Source organism: Methylophaga sp. SB9B (assembly GCF_004832235.1).
GTDB classification, from domain to species: Bacteria; Pseudomonadota; Gammaproteobacteria; order Nitrosococcales; family Methylophagaceae; genus Methylophaga; species Methylophaga muralis.
In genome coordinates this window covers 128,087-143,402 of sequence record NZ_SSXS01000003.1, presented here as the reverse complement: position 1 = coordinate 143,402, position 15,316 = coordinate 128,087, and the positions used below count along the sequence as shown (strand labels likewise).

The 15,316-nt window shown below is 44.8% G+C and carries 20 protein-coding genes; 9 read left to right on the top strand and 11 right to left on the bottom strand.

All coding sequences use genetic code 11. The features are described from left to right. The first annotated feature begins 28 nt into the window (after positions 1 to 28). The gene (locus tag E8Q33_RS04680; protein WP_245652030.1) at positions 29 to 487 is read left to right on the top strand and encodes a GNAT family N-acetyltransferase; all 459 of its coding nucleotides are present in this window, start codon (positions 29 to 31) and stop codon (positions 485 to 487) included. Here E8Q33_RS04680 and E8Q33_RS04675 read toward each other — a convergent pair. After that, complete coding sequence (locus E8Q33_RS04675) at positions 476 to 1,408, bottom strand: ZIP family metal transporter (protein ID WP_136553163.1); 933 nt, start codon at positions 1,406 to 1,408, stop codon at positions 476 to 478. The genes E8Q33_RS04680 and E8Q33_RS04675 overlap by 12 nt on opposite strands. Before the next feature lie 140 nt (positions 1,409 to 1,548). On the opposite strand from E8Q33_RS04675, the gene E8Q33_RS04670 reads away from it, so the two are divergent. Further along, a complete protein-coding gene (locus tag E8Q33_RS04670) occupies positions 1,549 to 1,740 on the top strand; it encodes a CPXCG motif-containing cysteine-rich protein (protein WP_069295241.1) in 192 nt (63 codons plus the stop codon). Between the two features lie 208 nt (positions 1,741 to 1,948). Further along, complete coding sequence (locus E8Q33_RS04665; RefSeq protein WP_245652031.1) at positions 1,949 to 2,332, top strand: hypothetical protein; 384 nt, start codon at positions 1,949 to 1,951, stop codon at positions 2,330 to 2,332. Between the two features lie 59 nt (positions 2,333 to 2,391). Here the strand turns inward: E8Q33_RS04665 and cmoB are convergent, their stop codons facing one another. The 3 genes from cmoB to tsaB are packed head-to-tail and all read right to left on the bottom strand — an operon-like array spanning position 2,392 to position 4,774. Beyond that, the gene (cmoB, locus tag E8Q33_RS04660) at positions 2,392 to 3,363 is read right to left on the bottom strand and encodes a tRNA 5-methoxyuridine(34)/uridine 5-oxyacetic acid(34) synthase CmoB (protein WP_136553161.1); all 972 of its coding nucleotides are present in this window, start codon (positions 3,361 to 3,363) and stop codon (positions 2,392 to 2,394) included. Next, a complete protein-coding gene (gene cmoA / locus E8Q33_RS04655) occupies positions 3,360 to 4,091 on the bottom strand; it encodes a carboxy-S-adenosyl-L-methionine synthase CmoA (protein ID WP_136553159.1) in 732 nt (243 codons plus the stop codon). The genes cmoB and cmoA overlap by 4 nt, the downstream gene beginning before the upstream one ends. Continuing rightward, positions 4,088 to 4,774, bottom strand: coding sequence for a tRNA (adenosine(37)-N6)-threonylcarbamoyltransferase complex dimerization subunit type 1 TsaB (gene tsaB, locus E8Q33_RS04650; RefSeq protein WP_136553157.1), 687 nt, complete (start codon positions 4,772 to 4,774; stop codon positions 4,088 to 4,090). Before tsaB ends, cmoA begins: the two co-directional genes overlap by 4 nt. Positions 4,775 to 4,852: 78 nt before the next feature. On the opposite strand from tsaB, the gene E8Q33_RS16405 reads away from it, so the two are divergent. Then, positions 4,853 to 4,981 (top strand): hypothetical protein, encoded by a 129-nt coding sequence (locus tag E8Q33_RS16405; protein ID WP_256369435.1) that lies wholly within the window; start codon positions 4,853 to 4,855, stop codon positions 4,979 to 4,981. A gap of 14 nt (positions 4,982 to 4,995) precedes the next feature. Continuing rightward, positions 4,996 to 5,235, top strand: a complete 240-nt coding sequence (locus E8Q33_RS04645; protein WP_136553156.1) for a hypothetical protein — start codon at positions 4,996 to 4,998, stop codon at positions 5,233 to 5,235. Between the two features lie 7 nt (positions 5,236 to 5,242). On the opposite strand, the gene E8Q33_RS04640 is transcribed toward E8Q33_RS04645, so the two are convergent. From E8Q33_RS04640 to E8Q33_RS04615, 7 genes are all read right to left on the bottom strand, one after another. Continuing rightward, positions 5,243 to 5,812, bottom strand: coding sequence for a YceI family protein (locus E8Q33_RS04640; RefSeq protein ID WP_069295246.1), 570 nt, complete (start codon positions 5,810 to 5,812; stop codon positions 5,243 to 5,245). Between the two features lie 16 nt (positions 5,813 to 5,828). Beyond that, the gene (locus E8Q33_RS04635; RefSeq protein ID WP_136553154.1) at positions 5,829 to 6,374 is read right to left on the bottom strand and encodes a cytochrome b; all 546 of its coding nucleotides are present in this window, start codon (positions 6,372 to 6,374) and stop codon (positions 5,829 to 5,831) included. 71 nt (positions 6,375 to 6,445) lie between these two features. After that, a complete protein-coding gene (locus E8Q33_RS04630) occupies positions 6,446 to 8,635 on the bottom strand; it encodes a YgiQ family radical SAM protein (protein ID WP_069295248.1) in 2,190 nt (729 codons plus the stop codon). A 41-nt stretch (positions 8,636 to 8,676) separates the two neighbouring features. Then, positions 8,677 to 9,222 (bottom strand): murein L,D-transpeptidase family protein, encoded by a 546-nt coding sequence (locus E8Q33_RS04625; protein ID WP_247869925.1) that lies wholly within the window; start codon positions 9,220 to 9,222, stop codon positions 8,677 to 8,679. Positions 9,223 to 9,351: 129 nt separating this feature from the next. Then, on the bottom strand, positions 9,352 to 10,158 hold the full coding sequence (locus E8Q33_RS04620) for a spermidine synthase (RefSeq protein ID WP_136553152.1): 807 nt from the start codon (positions 10,156 to 10,158) through the stop codon (positions 9,352 to 9,354). Then, on the bottom strand, positions 10,158 to 10,301 hold the full coding sequence (locus tag E8Q33_RS15430) for a hypothetical protein (RefSeq protein WP_168800150.1): 144 nt from the start codon (positions 10,299 to 10,301) through the stop codon (positions 10,158 to 10,160). Before E8Q33_RS15430 ends, E8Q33_RS04620 begins: the two co-directional genes overlap by 1 nt. Positions 10,302 to 10,315: 14 nt before the next feature. Next, entirely contained in the window at positions 10,316 to 11,098 is a 783-nt protein-coding gene (locus E8Q33_RS04615) for a DUF3530 family protein (protein WP_168800149.1), read from the bottom strand. A 143-nt stretch (positions 11,099 to 11,241) separates the two neighbouring features. Here E8Q33_RS04615 and rpe point away from each other — a divergent pair, with 143 nt between their 5' ends. From rpe to trpD, 4 genes are all read left to right on the top strand, one after another. Next, on the top strand, positions 11,242 to 11,934 hold the full coding sequence (gene rpe, locus E8Q33_RS04610; protein ID WP_069295252.1) for a ribulose-phosphate 3-epimerase: 693 nt from the start codon (positions 11,242 to 11,244) through the stop codon (positions 11,932 to 11,934). Between the two features lie 252 nt (positions 11,935 to 12,186). Further along, positions 12,187 to 13,680 (top strand): anthranilate synthase component I, encoded by a 1,494-nt coding sequence (gene trpE / locus E8Q33_RS04600; protein ID WP_136553147.1) that lies wholly within the window; start codon positions 12,187 to 12,189, stop codon positions 13,678 to 13,680. Between the two features lie 15 nt (positions 13,681 to 13,695). Continuing rightward, on the top strand, positions 13,696 to 14,283 hold the full coding sequence (locus tag E8Q33_RS04595; RefSeq protein WP_136553145.1) for an aminodeoxychorismate/anthranilate synthase component II: 588 nt from the start codon (positions 13,696 to 13,698) through the stop codon (positions 14,281 to 14,283). Beyond that, positions 14,276 to 15,304, top strand: coding sequence for an anthranilate phosphoribosyltransferase (gene trpD / locus E8Q33_RS04590; RefSeq protein WP_136553143.1), 1,029 nt, complete (start codon positions 14,276 to 14,278; stop codon positions 15,302 to 15,304). Before E8Q33_RS04595 ends, trpD begins: the two co-directional genes overlap by 8 nt. The last annotated feature ends 12 nt before the right edge of the window (positions 15,305 to 15,316 follow it).

Genomic DNA, 15,316 nt, shown 5'->3' with positions numbered 1-15,316 from the left:
TCAGATTCAACTCGCCTGCTGGAAGGATGTGCCTGCTATTGCTTCATTATTAAATGAATGTGCCCATCATATGCATCTAAATGGCATGTCGCATTGGCTCGACCTTTATGATGAGGAATTTGTACGCCAAAATCTGCTGCAAAAATCAGTTTATATCATCAAACAGGATTCAAAGATTATTGGCTGTGTTGCACTGGGCCTAAACCCTGCTGATCATTATGCTGATTGCTGGCCCGATATCCCAGCTGCTGATTTTTATCTGACCCAATTGGCTGTTCATCCTGATCATCAACAAGCTGGTTATGGACGATTATTACTCCAATATTGTCTGGGCTTAATCGGTGACGGTACGATGCAATTGGATGCTGTCTCTCATTATCCGGAGTTATTGGATTTTTATCGAAAATTCGGCTTCAAGCAGATCGCTGAAGGTATTGGCTTGGGCGATCATCGATACCTGTTTGAGTTCGCGCATTCATCCCAATAATGTATCAATTAGCATAATGGCAAACAAACCGCCCATGAGGCCAACGGTCGCTCTTGTTTGATGTCCATTTCGATGTGTTTCAGGAATCACTTCGTGAGATACCACAAAAATCATCGCACCAGCAGCAATGCCTAAACCTAAAGGATAGGAAACCGGTAAACCGCTGGACAATATTATGCCGACCAACGCTCCTATGGGCTCAACCAATCCGGTAGCTGCTGCAATCGCCACAGCTTTGCCAGCAGATATATTGATTCGTCTGAGTGCCAACACAACCGCTAGCCCTTCAGGGATATTTTGTAAAGCGATCGCCGCTGTCAGTGGAATACCAACTGACAAATTACCATCGGTGTAACTTACGCCAATCGCCATGCCTTCGGGAAAGTTGTGCAGAGCAATAGCCAACACAAACAGACTGACTCTGCCAACCTGTTGATGTCCGGCACCACAAGGGCCGGAATGTTGATGTTCATGGGGCAAGTAATAATCCAACCCCAACATCAACAGCACGCCACCTATCATGCCGAAAATAATGATTGCAACACCACTTACGGCATGGCCTGTTAAGTCAGTGGCAACCTCAATTCCAGGAATTATCAAAGAAAAAAAGCTTGCCCCCAACATCATGCCAGCTGCCATACCGAGCATCGTGTCTTCAGTAATTGTTGGAAGTTTTTTTACAAATAAACCAGGTGCAGCACCTAATGCTGTCGACAATGCTCCGACGCCACCGCCAATCAAGGCCCATTTTAAAAATTGTGGATCGATATTAGAGTGAATATTCAGCAGACTCACCAGCAACAATCCGACAATTAAGCTGATGGCAGACAAAATGAAGATCGAGATGCCCGGCCGAGTATTAAATTGTTCACGCCAACTTTTTAAAAGCAACGATAGGGTTTGTCTAATGGCCTGCTGCATTGATTTATCTCGAATAACTTCATCAACCTTATAAAAGATTGAGAGCACAAACACAAATAACAAATTGAACTGTGGTTGACTCGAACTAATTGCTTCTCGCTATTTTCATATGTTAGAGCAACAAAATTTGGAGCAGGACGATGCAGGCTTTACAAGAACATTCGCTAAGCTGTCCTTATTGCGGCGAAACCATTGAGGTTTTGCTGGATTGCACGATTGATTATCAACAATATATCGAGGATTGTTTTGTGTGTTGCAGACCCATACAATTTTCGGTCAGTGTAAATGGTGATGGCACTTTTCAGGTCGATGCAACCGATGAAAATGCTTAAAAATAAAGGATTTTAAACGTCTTTTTATCAACACTAACTTTCCTAACAATCTTGATATTCAATCGTACCGCGTGATGATTGGGATGAATCAAATATTAAGCTCCTGGATTTAAAGGAAAAATATCCTGTATAAACAAGGATAGTTTGCTTATTGAAGGATGTTATATTTCATTATCTAATGGAACAAAACCAATGATGGGAATGAACATTGAATCGTATTTGGCATAATGCTTTTTATCCTGCCCTGCTCATCGCGCTATTATTACCGCAAGCCTACGCATCACTGGATTTGTTAGCGGGCGTAGAAGCAGGTATTGAAACCGATACTGCGATGACCACCATTGATTTGGATCGAACTCAGGAAGCCCTATCCTCCAATAATTTTGAATCCGAGCATGTCTGGCATAATGACCACACAGGAATTCAATATCAAATCAAGCTGTTACGCAGCTATTCTTATGGCCACTATCCTTGTCTGGCCTATCAGTTAAAAATTAAAAACGGTGAAGATTTGCAGGAAAAATCGCTGGACGCATGTCAGCATCGCAGTGGTAAATGGATTTCTGTTTCGCCTAGCTCAATGGCTTTTTAGGGGCTGTTGAGTTCTCATAGCCACTTCTGTTGTGGCTGAAATGTACCAATCAAGATTTCTTAGGGCGCATCCGCGATAAAGACAGCCCGCTTGGGTGCAGGATAACCTTCAACCGTTTTACTAATATCCAGGGGATGCAGAAAATCCCGTAATGACTCGAACGTCATCCACTCGGTAGCACGTTGTTCTTCAAGACTGGTGAGATTTTCATCCACACATCGCACATTTTTATATCCGCATTTACGCAACCATAACAACATGGTTGGCACCGATGGGATAAACCAGACATTACGCATTTTGGCGTAACGTTCTTCTGGTATCAGACTCATGCCTTCTTCCCCATCAATGATCAGAGTTTCCAGTACCAGTTCGCCACCTGAGCGAAGACAATGGCGCAATTCCATTAAATGCTTTAATGGTGAACGGCGATGATATAAAACGCCCATCGAAAACACCGTATCAAACAGGTGTAATTTGTCCGGCATATGTTCAATACCAATCGGCAAGACAAAATGCCTATCACTCTGGATAAAAAACTGCATCAGTTGATACTGCATACTGAAAACCAGTGTCGGATCTATGCCCATCACCATGCTGGCACCCTCACCCACCATGCGCCAGCCGTGATAGCCATTGCCACCACCGACATCCAGAACCTTACGACCCTGCAGAGAGCTGAGATGAGGTAAAACCCGATCCCACTTCCAGTCGGAACGCCATTCAGTATCAATATCGATATCAAATAATTGATACGGACCTTTGCGCCACGGGTGAAAAGTTTTGATCAGCTCAATAAAGGCTTGTTTATCAATACTGGATATATCCTCCGATGTGCCGATCTGCACGGCTTGTTTTAGCTCTACTTGTGCAGGTTTTACAGAGGGTAAATTCGCCAATGCCTGTTGCCATAACGGCATCTTGCCATGAAAATCATCAGCCAGCCTTTCAGCAGTAAAAGTTGCCAATTGCTCGGCCCAGTCAGCTTGTCCAACGGACTCCAGCCAACGGTAAAACGGTTCATATACGGTCATTTAAAAGCTATCAAAGAGGCAAAGTTAAAACATTGAAACCAGCATTCGCTGCGAGAAAAACCCGCTTGGCTGAGACGATGTTGATGTGTTGAAAGAGTTTCGGGGATTAATACATTTTCCAACGCGCTGCGTTTCTGGCTGATTTCCAGATCACTGTAGCCATTAGCGCGTTTGAAATCATGATGTGCTTCAGTAAAAAAAGTCTGTTGCTCATCACTGTCAAAAGCCAGTTTTTCCGACAGGATAAATACGCCGCCCGGTTTCAAGCCCTGATAAATCTGTCGAATCAACTCATCCCGTAAAGCCGGTGCAATAAACTGCAGCGTGAAATTCATCACCACTACCGAGGCATTTTCAATAAGCGTCTGGTTAATATCTTCACAGCGCAGCTCAACCGGAACTCGATTATTATCAGCCGCGATAATTTTCTCCGCCCGTTCAATCATTGCGGCTGAATTATCAACCGCAATTATCTGACAGCCTTCAGCTTTAATACGCTGGCGCATTGATAAAGTAACGGCTCCTAATGAACTGCCCAGGTCATAGCAACTGCTGTTTTCCTGAGCATAACGAGCGGTCAGAATGCCGATATTGGAGATCAGAGTGCCATAGCCAGGTACCGAGCGCTGGATCATATCGGGAAACACGTCCACCACACGTTCATCAAAGCGAAAGTCCACCATCTGTTCCAGTGGTGAAGCAAAAATGTTATCGGCTTTTTTTATCATCCCTGTTGTGCCTTCTTTTTAGCCACATCATTGCGTAGGTAAACGGGTAAAGCTTTTTCAGCACTGACATATTCGCCCCGTGCGTATAATTGCTCGGCAAGTTTCAAAATAATCGCGGCTTGCGGATAAATATCGGGTTGCTGACCAATTAATTGTCCGGAAAAATTGCTTTGCAATGGATCTGCATAAACTTGCCAGCCAGTGCCTGCACCTAACCACTTCTCAGTATTAGCGGGTAAGAATTGTTCTGCAGGACATACTTTTTCTTCTCCTATCAGCACAACGCTTCCATCTTGCACCTGAAAACTGGCGGCATAGATTTCATCCATTCGCGCATCCATCGCTACCGCTATATTTTGTTGTTGGGTCTGCTCATAAGCAGCTTGGGCGACTGCTGCTAAAGTGGAGACTGGAATAACCGGAAGCTCACGAGCAAACGCAATTCCTTGAGCAACACCCACACCGATTCTAACCCCGGTGAATGAGCCGGGCCCACGACCAAATGCCAAAGCATCAATATCAGCAATTGACGCATCTGCTTGCTTGAAAAGCTGATCGAGCATCCCCAATATAAGGGTTGAGTGACCACGTTGAGTCATTTGCTGCTGCTGATACAACACGCCGTTAATGGTGATTGCGGCAGAACAACTTTCGGTACTGGTATCAAGGGCAAGCAGATTCATTGGTTGGTTATCATCATGTCATTTGAACGTCATAGACGCGCATTATAATTCAACCGTCGACTACAAAGGAGGTTCGCTATGGGTTATATCGCTGATACCATCTATATTTTTCGTGAATTGATGAAACTGTTGTTTGTGGTGGTAACATCACCTTTCGCGGTCGTTGGCAGTTTGCTAATGCTGGGAAGCGTTACCTGGCAATCATAATATTGAGGAACTAAATGAGCGTCATTCATCTGCAAGCACTGGATAAAATTCGTGATAAAGAGTGGGATGATGCTCATCAGCTTATACAGCAATACAGTGATCCACTGGCTTGTTTAATCCATGGATACCTGCATCGAATTGAAGGTGATCTTTCCAACGCTGCTTACTGGTACAACCGAGCAAACGAGGTTGTACCAGCAAACAGTTTAGATGTCGAGTTACAAAGACTGTATACACTCGCCGGTAAAGCTTAACTCAGAATTATTTTCTGATGCCTTCAATAGAAAGTGTCAGAAACACTTCCTGTGAGCTTGGACCTAATTTGCTGACATCAATGCCATAATCTTCGATGATAAAGCTGGTTTCACCATGAAAGCCCACACGGTAACCACCCCATGGATCTTCACCTTCACCAATTTTTTCCACCGGGATAGTCATCGGTTTGGTCACGCCATGCAAAGTAAAATCACCTTTCATCAATAAAGTGCCATCTGCCTGCTGTTCAAAGCTGGTTGAGGTGAAACGTGCTTCTGGATGCTTGGCCGTATTCAGAAATTGCTCACGCAAGTGTTTGTCACGTTCAGCAAAGTTGGTATCGACACTGGCGACATCAATCTTCACATCAATTTTTGATGCTTCTGGGTTCTCTGCGTCATAGCTGAACGTGCCTTCAAAATCATTAAAACGTCCGCTCATCCAGCTAAAGCCCAGATGCTGAATGCGAAAATCAATAAAAGCATGTGCTTTTTCAGTATCAATCACATAGTCAGCCGCTTGTGCTGGCAATACAAATGCCGAACTTATCGCTAAGGCAAAAATGGTTTTTTTCATGTGAACTCCTGTTGGTTTAAAGATTAAGCATGCGACGCAAGGTGGCGTCTTTATTAATGAAATGATGTTTTAACGCCGCCAGGGCGTGAATTGAGGCCAACGCAATAATGAAATACGCTGACCATAAATGCAGTTTGCTAACCAAATCGCTGGTCGAGACAGTTAGTTGAGTGAGAGCAGGAATATTGAACCAGTCAAAAATACCCAGTGGCTGGCCTTTCGCGGTGACAATTAGATAGCCGGTAACAGCCAATACGATAATCGCCAAATTCATCAGTTGATGTACTGTTTTTGCTGCTAAGTTCTGCCAAACCGGGGTAGTTGAAATTGCTGCAGGTTTGCCGGCAAACGGACGCCATAGCCAGCGTATCAATACCAAAAGCAAGACAATAAATCCAAGACCTTTATGCCACCACGGTGCCTGGTAATACCAGTCATCGTAATAACCAAGATCAACCATCCATAGACCGAGAACAAACAAACCGATAGTCAGCAGTGCGACAGACCAGTGCAGCAATATGCTGATCAATCCATAACGTTCAGAGCTGTTCTTAAAACGCATGCATTCCTCTCCGTAGGAAACTTTCAGAATGACAATCTGACCCTACTGTTTTCGTAGGGTTCCGTTAATGATTAGCGTTTACGGGAACGTTGCGTTCCACTTTTAACCTTTTTGGATCGTACATGCTGGGTGCGAAAAGCCGGCTGCGTTGACGGCGTTTTTGCCTTATGGGTAATTCGTTTACCCTCACCCATTTCGCCAGTGCCTTTGGGTTGAAAGCTGGGTATCAAATGTTTTTTCCCATTACCGATCAAATCAGATCTTCCCATGCTCTTCAAGGCGTCACGTAACAATGGCCAGTTCTCTGGGTCGTGATAACGCAAAAATGCTTTATGTAAACGACGTACTTTTAAACCTTTTGGTACCGTAATATCTCCGCCCTGACGTCGGACTTTATGCAAGGTGTCCTTGCCTGAGTGATACATTGCTGCGGCTGCAGACATCGGTGAGGGCAAATATGCCTGAACCTGATCAGCACGAAAGCCATTATTCTTCAGCCATAGCGCCAAATTCAGCATGTCTTCATCAGTAGTACCCGGATGAGCCGCAATAAAATAAGGAATCAAATATTGTTCTTTACCGGCCTGTTTAGAGAATTTATCAAACATGGCCTTGAACTTGTCATAGGTGCCAATGCCGGGTTTCATCATCTGCGACAATGGACCTTCTTCGGTATGTTCCGGAGCAATTTTCAGATAGCCGCCGACATGATGGGTCACCAGTTCTTTAACGTATTCCGGCGATAGAACGGCGAGGTCATAACGCAGTCCGGAAGCAATCAGGATCTTCTTGATACCCGGCAAACTGCGGGCACGACGGTATAAATTAATTAACGGCGTATGGTCGGTATTGAGGTTTTTACAAACACCAGGGAAAACACAGGATAAACGACGACAACTGGCTTCAATTTCTTCGCTGTTACAGGCCAGTCGGTACATATTGGCGGTCGGCCCGCCCAGATCCGAGATAATGCCGGTAAAACCCGGGGTGGTATCGCGAATCGCTTCAATCTCTCGAATAATCGAATCTTCGCTGCGGCTCTGAATAATGCGACCTTCATGCTCGGTAATCGAACAGAAGGTACACCCACCAAAACAGCCACGCATGATATTCACTGAAAAACGAATCATTTCATAAGCCGGAATATTGGCTTTGCCATATTCTTTATGTGGCAAACGGCTATAAGGCAGGTCAAACACCGCGTCCATCTCTTTGGTGGTTAAAGGGATTGGTGGCGGGTTCAGCCAGACATCCTGATCTCCGTGTTGTTGTACTAAAGCCAGCGCATTACCGGGATTAGTCTCCAAATGCAGAATCCGCGAAGTATGTGCATAGATAATCGGATCATCTTTAACGGTTTCGTAAGGCGGAAGACGAATAACCGTTTTATCGGCATTGCGTGGTGAGACACGATGAATTTTAATGACATTGGTAGCAGGTTCAGCCGGAACAGCGGTTTGCTCAGCAGTTTCAGCCTTGGATTGCTCGCAGCTCTCTTCGGTCTGCATTTGATACGGATCAATGGGTGGATTAAGCTGGCCGGGTTTATCAATACTGGTGGAATCTTTCTCCCACCAGTTTTCACGGCGGCCATGGCGTTTTGTATAGACCGTGCCACGAACATCTGTCAGTTCACTTACTGCTTCACCCTGTGCCAGTCGATGGGCTATTTCTACCACCTGTCGTTCGCCGTTTCCATAAACCAGCAAATCAGCCTTGGAATCCATAATCACACTGCGACGTACTTTTTCTGACCAGTAATCGTAATGTGCAATTCGACGCAGACTGGCTTCGATACCACCAATAACAATTGGCACACCTTTATAAGCTTCGCGGCAACGTTGACTATATACAACGACGCTGTGATCAGGGCGTTTACCACCCTCTCCATCAGCGGTGTAAGCATCATTACGACGGATTTTTTTGTCTGAAGTGTATCGATTGACCATCGAATCCATATTGCCGCCAGTGACGCCAAAAAACAGATTCGGTTTACCTAATCGTTGAAAATCTTTAGTGCTGTTCCAATCGGGCTGCGAGATTATACCGACACGAAAACCCTGTGATTCAAGCAATCGGCCGATTAATGCCATACCAAAACTAGGATGATCCACATAAGCATCGCCGGTAATGATGATGACATCACAACTGTCCCAACCCAGAGCTTCCATTTCGCTGCGTGACATAGGCAATTGTGGTGCAACACCAAAGCGGTGAGCCCAAAACTTGCGGTAGGAAAAAATATCAGGAGCGGCTTGCATAGAACCTCAGATCAACAATAGCGAAAAATCAAAGGCTTATTCTAACAAAGACTAGGGATTAACGGCCGCTTTAAATGAATCCAGAGAATCAACGATAATGACTGGTGTGCCTTTTTCGACCACATGGCAAGTTCTCGAACTTCAGAATTACGCATGGCGATACAGCCTTGAGTCCAATTGGACACCTCATGAATATCGAGTTTGTCAGGCGTCTCATCACCAATTCCATGAATACCGATCTGTCCACCTAAAGGTGTATTTTGCGGCGGGGTTTCGTTATAAATGAATGCGGCTAGAATTTGGCGATACTCTTTGCGGGTAATGCGTCCTTCTTTCAAAGCTTGTTTTGCATCATCCATGTTGGGGTAATCCAGATGCATAAACAGATAAAAACGTTCACTGCTGCGGATATCCCTGATCCGATAATGTCCTTTAGGCGTTCTGCGATCACCTTCCTGCACTTTTGGCTGTCTGCCACCACTGCCTAAAGCCACTTTAAAACTTCGCAGAGTTTTATCGTCTTTTCTAACCAGTAATTTGTTTTCGGAGCGGACGATGACCAACTCAATCTCGCCCGATGTTGCCATCGCACTGGTTGGGAGGTGAAATAAAAGGGCTATGAAAAGCAGCCTGAACATATGGCAATTAATCCGCTAAGAATTGTGAAACGACTTTTATCATAAAACGCCTTAATTATCACCCGTAAATAAATATTTTTAAAGAAATAATCGATTTAAAAAGGAAATATTTTGCTTTATCAGATCGCGCAAGAATTGTGGTAATCCTACATCAAACTGCTGATCGAGGTTTTCTGCTAAATCACGGTGTTTTTTTAACTGACTTACATTGAATTTTTGCTTTAATGCCAGACCAATCACATTGCCTTTATCAGCAACCGGCAACACTAAAGTCTGATCGGCAAAACTACGATTAATTCGCTGCATAGATTGACTGAATCCCGGTCGGTCAGTTCCCCACAAATTAATACTCATCAAGCCCTGCTCATTGAGCACGCCGAAACAAGCATCAAAAAAAGCCTGTCCTTCAACACTGGCAGACATACCTAAATGATCATAGGCATCCACCAACAACATGTCATAAAAAGCACCATTGGTGAAAAATTGGTCACTGACAAATCGGTAACCATCGCCATGATGAATTCTTAACCGGGCATCATTGTTTGGCACTTTGAAATAGCGCTGCGCTACATCAATAACGTCTTGTCGGTATTCGATCACATCAATCTGACAGTTTTTGAAATGATGTAATAAAAATTTAACCAGCGATCCGCCGCCCAAACCGATCACACAAATATTTTTGGGTTGTGGTTGAAACAATAATCCAGCCATCATCGCACGGGTGTAACTTAATTCCAGCGAATGCGGAGATTGCAAAGACATGCTGCTCTGCCGAGGGTAAGTCCCGAAATGTAAGGATCGCGTATTCTCGATATCTACGACCTCAATAACACCCTCATCGGATGCCGCCTGATAGACAACATGCCCACCATAATACAACTGCATTAACGTTCAGCCTCTTCATCCAGCAATTGCTTAAATAGCCAACCATGAACCTGATTAGTTAGTTGTTGCGGCACACTACTGAAATAATGATCTGCTCCAGTAATCTGCCGTAAGTGGTAGTTGTCTCTCTGCTCGGTTTTCATTTGTGTCTGCCGTGTCATGATGGCTTGTTTAACATTATCCTGCTGCCGGCTGCCCAGTATCTCCAACGTTGAACGGTGACATCGGTTATGCTCATGCCTTCAGTTAACTCAGCGGTATTAATCATAATCAAAGCGGCCACTGGTACAGCGGTTTCATTGACTGTCTTTAAGGCCAATTGTCCACCAGCCCCCTGTCCAATCAATACAATATTTTCATGGCCTTCTTGCTGCAACTTTAATAAAGCTGCATCGATACGCTGGGCGGTAGTGATCTCAGCAAATGTTTCCTGTGGGGCAACCGTTTCTTCATTGGCATCGGTTGTTTCTGTATCGGGAGTTTCAGCAGAAGCCTCCTCTACTTCGGTTTCCGGAGATTCTGCTGTTTCATCTGCTTCAGCCGGCACTTCAGCATCGACAGCGGGATCTGATGCGGTTTCTAAATCAGGTACAGCCTGTTCGTTAATTTCACTAAAACGAATAATTTTGATCGCCAATGTATTCCAACCATGGCTGGGCAATTGCCGTCTCAATAAGCCGATAGCCGCACTATCAATATGCTCATTTATGTCGTGCAACAGCAATACTGCGCCACGCGGCGTACCTAAAGTTTGTGGTAAATAAGCAGCCGCAATACTTTGATCACCAACCGCCAACGGTGCATAGCCTTTGGTCACCGAATCCTGGCGCAGAATTTGTGATTTATCTGCAGCAACGCTCTCCGTCGTGCCAGCAAACAAAACCACACTGAGATAAATCAGTGTAAAAAATGCTGGAATGGTTAGTCTTGGGATTTTCACCAATTTTCCTATTAGTGTCGGTTAAGCAATTCGCGTCAGTATAATGAGGGCCGGTGAATTTCAAAAGCTGAAAAAACCCATCTTTTACGGTAGAGTAACGGGTTTTTACAACAAATTTTTAACTAACTTAAAGAGAATCCGACATGGCCGAATTCAAAATTGCCCCATCCATCCTCTCCGCTGACTTTGCCCGACTTGGTGAAGAAGTGGTAAATGTACTGGCCTCAGGCGCTGATATCGTTCATTTCGACGTAATGGATAATCATTATGTGCCTAACCTGACAATCGGACCTTTAGTCTGTGAAGCTTTGCGCAAGCATGGTGTAACAGCGGAAATTGATGTGCATTTAATGGTTAAACCAGTTGATCGCATCATTCCAGATTTTGCCAAAGCTGGTGCCAGTTTCATCACTTTTCATCCAGAAGCTTCCGAACACATTGATCGCAGCCTGCAATTGATTAAAGCTGAGGGCTGTAAAGCCGGTTTGGTATTTAATCCTGCTACGCCACTGACGTTGGCAGAACATGTTTTAGATAAAGTGGACCGTATTCTGCTGATGTCGGTCAACCCTGGTTTTGGTGGCCAGAAATTTATCCCTCACACGCTGGAAAAATTACGTCAGGCACGCAAAATGATTGATGAAAGCGGCTACGATATCGACCTTGAAATCGATGGCGGGGTGAACGTACAAAACATTCGCGAAATTGCTGAAGCCGGTGCTCGTACTTTTGTTGCAGGTTCTGCAGTTTTTGGCGCAGCTCAGGACAGTGATCCAAACAAATATGAAACAGTGATTGCTGCACTGCGTGCTGAATTGGCCCAAGCTAAAATCTAAGCAAACAATGCAAGAACAGCCGGCTTTCAAACCATTGATTTTAGACGGTACACTGCTTGTCAGTGTGCCGTTTTCGGCATGTTTTTTTTGATGTTAAGTGACAAAGGTGGTGCTGTTAAAAATTAGCGCGCCGTCAGTTAAATTGTTTTTATGAATTATGGTAACAATCACGGGAATAATATCCGCTCGGTTAATCCAGATGCGGTTATTGAAAGTTTTACTGGGTTAAACACTCTTTTTTAGAAGCCGGATATGAAACAGGCACAATTCGACCAACTGGCCAGTGAAGGCTATAACCGCATCCCACTTTATCGCGAAGTGCTCGCTGATTTGGATACGCCATTAAGTACCTATCTTAAATTGGCAGATGCGCCCTATTCCTATCTATTTGAATCCGTTCATGGCGGTGAAAAATGGGGACGTTATTCGATTATTGGCCTGCCTTGTGAATCGATTATCAAAGTCTTCGGCGATCAGATCAAAATTTATCAACGCGATGTATTGATAAATGAAATTCAGCACGACGATCCGCTGACCTGGATCGCGGAGTTCCAAGCAAAATTTAATGTTCCTGTGTTGGAACATCTACCGAAATTCAATGGCGGAATGGTCGGCTATTTCGGTTATGACACTGTACGTTATGTTGAAACCCGTTTGGGTGAAGCACCAGAAAATGATCCTTTGGGCTGCCCCGATGTGTTGCTGATGATTTCGGATGAACTCGTGGTGTTTGATAATCTTAGCGGACGATTGTTCTTGATCGTGCACGCTGATCCAACATTGCCCGATGCCTACGATCAAGCACAGCAACGTTTGGATAAATTGATTAAAGATTTACGTGAATCAGCTCCTAAATTCAGCGACAAGCGTCCACAAAACTCGGTATCAGAGCAGGATTTTGTCTCCGGTTTTACTCATGATGGTTTTATCGAAGCAGTCAATAAGGCAAAACAATATATCAATGATGGTGACATCATGCAGGTGGTATTGTCACAACGTTTGTCAGTGCCATTTCATGCTGCAGAAATCGATTTATATCGTGCTTTACGCACCTTAAATCCTTCACCTTATATGTATTACCTGAACTTGGAAGACTTCCATATCGTCGGATCCTCTCCGGAAATTCTGGTTCGCATGGAAGATAACGAAGTGACTGTTCGCCCAATTGCCGGCACACGGCGGCGTGGTGTGACCGCTGAACAGGATAAAGCTTTGGAGCAGGAACTGCTCAACGATCCAAAAGAGTTGGCCGAACATTTAATGCTAATAGATCTGGGCCGCAATGATGTAGGTCGGGTCAGTCAGACAGGCACAGTGAATCTGACCGATAAAATGGTGATTGAACGTTATTCGCATGTGATGCATATCGTTTCCAATGTTACCGGACAGGTGTTGCCCGGCATGACGGCTATGGATGCCCTTCGCGCGACCTTCCCGGCAGGCACCGTTAGTGGTGCCCCAAAAGTACGGGCGATGGAAATTATCGATGAGTTAGAACCGGTGAAACGAGGTGTCTATGCTGGCGCCATTGGTTATTTATCATGGTCTGGGAATATGGATACCGCTATTGCGATTCGTACCGCTGTGATTAAGGATAAACAACTGCATATCCAGGCCGGTGCAGGCATTGTTTACGACTCTGTTCCAGAGATGGAATGGGAAGAAACGATGAATAAAGCTCGCGCAATATTCAAAGCGGTTGCCATGGCCGAGGCTGGTCTTGAACCGCCAAAACCGACTGAATAACTATCAGGACAAAATATGCTGTTAATGATTGATAACTATGACTCATTCACCTACAACCTGGTGCAGTATTTTGCTGAGCTGGGTGCTGAGGTTGAAGTGCAGCGTAACGATAAACTGACGATTAATGACATAGAAACCCTTAATCCTGAGCTTATTGTGATATCTCCTGGCCCTTGTACGCCAAATGAAGCCGGTATTTCATTAGAGGTTATTCATCACTTTGCTGGCAAGAAACCGATTTTAGGTGTGTGTCTTGGGCATCAGGCTATCGGTCAGGCTTTTGGCGGAAATGTGGTACATGCTCGGCAAATCATGCATGGCAAAACGTCTCCAGTACATCACAACAATGTCGGAGTCTTTAAAGGCCTGAATAATCCACTGCAAGCCACCCGCTACCACTCACTGGTAATCAAAAAAGAAACATTACCTGATTGTTTCGAAGTAACCGCCTGGACAGAAAATGCCGACGGTACTATTGATGAAATTATGGGTGTTCGACATAAAACGCTGCCGATTGAAGGTGTGCAGTTTCATCCAGAATCCATCTTGACCGAACAAGGTCATCAATTATTGAAAAACTTTCTGGATGAACATCATGGCTGATACAGAATTCACCATGCAAGCTGCAATCAAACTAATTACCCAGCACCAACATCTGTCTGAACAACAAATGTCTGCAGCAATGCGCTTGATTATGACTGGCGCGGCAACCGATGCCCAGATTGGCGGCTTTTTGATTGGTTTACAGATGAAAGGCGAAACCGTTACTGAAATTGCAGCGGCTGCTTCAGTTATGCGTGAATTAGCCACGCCGGTTAATGTCACTGGCGATCATGTAATTGATACCTGTGGTACCGGTGGTGATGGGGCCAGCAGTTTTAACGTGTCAACGGCCAGTGCATTTGTAGTGGCGGCAGCCGGTGCAAAAGTCGCTAAACATGGTAATCGTTCTATCAGCAGTACTTGTGGCAGTGCTGATGTGTTGGAGACAGCTGGCGTTAATCTCGAATTAACACCTGAGCAAGTGGCACACTGTGTTGAAACTACTGGCGTTGGCTTTATGTTTGCTCAACGTCATCACGGGGCGATGAAACATACTGTCGGGCCGCGCCGTGAAATGGGTGTGAGAACCATTTTTAATTTACTTGGACCATTGACAAATCCAGCTAAAGCCAAACATCAGGTGATGGGCGTTTTTGATAAGAAGTGGGTTGAACCTATTGCCCAAGTGCTGCAGAAACTTGGCAGTAAACATGTCATGGTGGTGCATGCCGATGATGGTATGGATGAAATTAGTATCGGCGCAGACACCTTTGTGGCTGAGCTGAAAGATGGTGAGATTTCTACCTACACCATTAAACCCGAAGATTTTGTGATGCAACGTGTTGATATCAGTCAGCTGACTGTCACCAATGCACAGCAAAGTCTGGATATTATTAAGCGTGTATTTGCCGGTGAACCCGGTCCGGCCCGCGATATTGTGGTTCTCAATGCTGGTGCGGCAATTTATACAGCGGATCTGGCTGATAGCCTTGCCGAAGGTGTTCGTCAGGCTAAACACTTTATCGATACTGGTATTGCCCAACAAAAATTAGATGCACTTATAAAGTGCAGCCAACTTTAATTTAAAGATCGT

Coding starts and splice junctions, on each gene's coding strand:
- E8Q33_RS04675 (WP_136553163.1), bottom strand. CDS start 1,408: ATGCAGCAGGCCATTAGACAAACCCTATCGTTGCTTTTAAAAAGTTGG.
- E8Q33_RS04670 (WP_069295241.1), top strand. CDS start 1,549: ATGCAGGCTTTACAAGAACATTCGCTAAGCTGTCCTTATTGCGGCGAA.
- cmoB (WP_136553161.1), bottom strand. CDS start 3,363: ATGACCGTATATGAACCGTTTTACCGTTGGCTGGAGTCCGTTGGACAA.
- cmoA (WP_136553159.1), bottom strand. CDS start 4,091: ATGATAAAAAAAGCCGATAACATTTTTGCTTCACCACTGGAACAGATG.
- tsaB (WP_136553157.1), bottom strand. CDS start 4,774: ATGAATCTGCTTGCCCTTGATACCAGTACCGAAAGTTGTTCTGCCGCA.
- E8Q33_RS16405 (WP_256369435.1), top strand. CDS start 4,853: ATGGGTTATATCGCTGATACCATCTATATTTTTCGTGAATTGATGAAA.
- E8Q33_RS04645 (WP_136553156.1), top strand. CDS start 4,996: ATGAGCGTCATTCATCTGCAAGCACTGGATAAAATTCGTGATAAAGAG.
- E8Q33_RS04640 (WP_069295246.1), bottom strand. CDS start 5,812: ATGAAAAAAACCATTTTTGCCTTAGCGATAAGTTCGGCATTTGTATTG.
- E8Q33_RS04635 (WP_136553154.1), bottom strand. CDS start 6,374: ATGCGTTTTAAGAACAGCTCTGAACGTTATGGATTGATCAGCATATTG.
- E8Q33_RS04630 (WP_069295248.1), bottom strand. CDS start 8,635: ATGCAAGCCGCTCCTGATATTTTTTCCTACCGCAAGTTTTGGGCTCAC.
- E8Q33_RS04625 (WP_247869925.1), bottom strand. CDS start 9,222: ATGGCAACATCGGGCGAGATTGAGTTGGTCATCGTCCGCTCCGAAAAC.
- E8Q33_RS04620 (WP_136553152.1), bottom strand. CDS start 10,158: ATGCAGTTGTATTATGGTGGGCATGTTGTCTATCAGGCGGCATCCGAT.
- E8Q33_RS15430 (WP_168800150.1), bottom strand. CDS start 10,301: ATGAAAACCGAGCAGAGAGACAACTACCACTTACGGCAGATTACTGGA.
- rpe (WP_069295252.1), top strand. CDS start 11,242: ATGGCCGAATTCAAAATTGCCCCATCCATCCTCTCCGCTGACTTTGCC.
- trpE (WP_136553147.1), top strand. CDS start 12,187: ATGAAACAGGCACAATTCGACCAACTGGCCAGTGAAGGCTATAACCGC.
- E8Q33_RS04595 (WP_136553145.1), top strand. CDS start 13,696: ATGCTGTTAATGATTGATAACTATGACTCATTCACCTACAACCTGGTG.
- trpD (WP_136553143.1), top strand. CDS start 14,276: ATGGCTGATACAGAATTCACCATGCAAGCTGCAATCAAACTAATTACC.